Genomic DNA, 1,152 nt, shown 5'->3' with positions numbered 1-1,152 from the left:
TTGCTCGATCCTTCAAAGTGGCGCAAAACGAACCGAAATCCCTCAGGGAAGTGGCGCAGTTTGAACCGAAATCACTGGCGCAATGAAACCGAAACGCCTGGCGCAATTTGGTCCGAAGTATCCAACATTTATGACCTTAACTATTTTACAAATAATGACAGAGATTTAATCATTGACTCTATAAATATTCAAGCTGATAAATCCTTTTCTTATGCATTAAGGCAAGAACTGCCTAAGTTACTTTATCTATCCACAACAAAGGCAACTCCGCCCACTGTTGAGTTCTTAAAGGATCATCCGGAAGCTTACTATTTTTCTTTTTGTAGTAATTATTATTCTAATGGTGTTTATTTATTCACTGATCCAGGTAACTCCATTTCTATAAACTGGATTAATAATGATTGGTCTCAAGATTCCATCGTCTATGGAAGTAGTAATGGAGACACTCAGCAATTTCTTAGAGACTTTTATGTAAAAGTCGGTAGTGAAGAGTTTGATGGGGAATTAAGGATTGATAATGGCTTCAAAAAGCTAAATCCGAAAGAAGCATTTGAATTGATACATTTAGCAAAAGAAAAAATGAAAATGTATGCATCTGATAAAATGCCTCAAAATGCGTCCACAAGATTTAAAAATTATATCGGAACTGAAATTGAATTAGGATCATTAAATCAGTTTCTCAACTGGTATGAATATGTGTATTCCGAAAATTTAGCAAAAGACTTTAAATCAAAAAGTTTACCTAAATTATATACGGATTGTTACGAGAATGCGATCTTGAAAAATTGGGATACTAATAGTATAGAATTTTACAAGTTTGTAGAGAAGTATATAACCTTCAAAATAAATTTGGAAAAAGGCTCGTTCAAGGAGTATTATGCATCGGAAGACTTGAAAACCCAGCAGGCTGCTAACTTACCCAACGAAAACATAAGGAATTTGTACCTTAGTAAATACCGTTAGTAATCGAATAGACAAGTATGCCATTAAATGACGGACTGCGCGAACATAGTCTCTTTAAACGAAAGTGGCCGTTGCAGAAGTGCTCTACGTATAAGATATTGACCCTAGTAGGTTGTTTTTACGGAGCCATTCGGAGAACCGGCCTTGGTTGGATTTGCCGGATAAAAATGGTCAGGAAGCCTTGGAATG

At 35.9% G+C, this 1,152-nt stretch carries 1 protein-coding gene; it reads left to right on the top strand.

The genetic code is table 11. The annotated features are described in order from the left end of the window. Window positions 1-963: hypothetical protein (locus CWD90_RS22930; RefSeq protein WP_157941318.1), on the top strand; the 963-nt coding region annotated here is incomplete at its 5' end. Window positions 964-1,152 lie beyond the last annotated feature (189 nt).

The sequence above is a fragment of the Arenibacter catalasegens genome (assembly GCF_002909235.1).
Lineage (GTDB): Bacteria > Bacteroidota > Bacteroidia > Flavobacteriales > Flavobacteriaceae > Arenibacter > Arenibacter catalasegens.
Note: the sequence above shows the minus strand (reverse complement) of the source record. Positions and strands in the feature narration are given on the sequence as shown.